The sequence below is a fragment of the Rhizobacter sp. P5_C2 genome (genome assembly GCF_054049715.1).
Genome location: NZ_JBFULV010000250.1, coordinates 1 through 1,091, shown reverse-complemented (window position 1 = coordinate 1,091; position 1,091 = coordinate 1). Strand labels below are relative to the sequence as shown.

Sequence of the window (1,091 nt, the reverse complement as noted above, 5' to 3'; positions counted from 1 at the left end):
GCGCGGCGGCCCGGCGGGAACGCGCCGGCCGGGCCGGAGGCGCCTTGCGCACCCGACGCGGCGCGGTCGGCCGACAGCGTCACGCGCGCGCCGTCCTTCAGCCGGTCGGCGCCTTCGGTGATGACCTGTTCGCCGGCCTCGAGCCCGGTGGTGATCGACACCTTGTCGACCGTCGCCTGGCCGCGCGTGACCGTGCGCTGCTGCACGGTGCGGTCGGGCTGCAGCACGTAGACGTAGTCGCCGTCGCGGCCGTTGCGCAGCGCAGTGATCGGCACGACGACGGCGCCCTTCACGGTGTCGAGCAGCAGGCGCACGTTGACGAACTGGTTCGGGAACAGCGCGCCGCCCTCGTTCTTGAAGCGGGCCTTCGCGCGCACGGTGCCGGTGGTGGTGTCGACGAGGTTGTCGAAGGTGGAGAAATCGCCGCTGTCGAGCTTGTTGGTGCGGGTGCGGTCGTAGGCGGCGACCGGCAGCCGCGCGCCGCTGGCCACGCGGGCCTGGATCGCGGGCAGGCGGTCCTGCGGGATCGAGAACGCGATGTCGATCGGCTCGGTCTGCGTGATCACCGCGATGCCGGTGGCGTCGCCGGACGAGACGAGGTTGCCTTCGTCGACGCTGCGCAGCCCGATGCGGCCGCCCACCGGCGCGGCGATGCGGGTGTAGGCGAGGTTCAGGCGCGCGGTGCCTTCGGAGGCCTTGTCGGTCATCGCGGTGCCTTCGAGCTGCTTGACGAGCGCGGCCTGGGTGTCGACGTCCTGGCGGGCGATGGAGTCCTGCGACAGCAGCGTCTGGTAGCGCTTCAGCGTGACGCGCGCGGCATCGAGCTRGGCCTCGTCGCGCAGGCGCTGGCCGCTGGCCTGCAGCAGGGCCATCTCGAATGGGCGGGCGTCGATGGTGGCGAGCAACTCGCCTTTCTTGACGACCTGGCCTTCCTTGAACAGTACCTTGGTCAGCACGCCCGAGACCTGCGGGCGCACGGTGACGGTGGCGGCGGGGGTGACGGTGCCGAGGGCCTCGATCAGCACCGGCAACTCGGCCTGTGCGGCGGTGGCGACGCCGACGGTGGTGGCGCCGGCACCGCGGCGGCCGGC

Annotated in this window: 1 protein-coding gene; it reads right to left on the bottom strand. The window is 72.5% G+C overall.

The window, feature by feature from the left end; all coding sequences use genetic code 11:
* The coding region (locus ACXJLU_RS33425; protein WP_457338018.1) for an efflux RND transporter periplasmic adaptor subunit at positions 1-1,091 on the bottom strand (1,091 nt) is incomplete at both ends.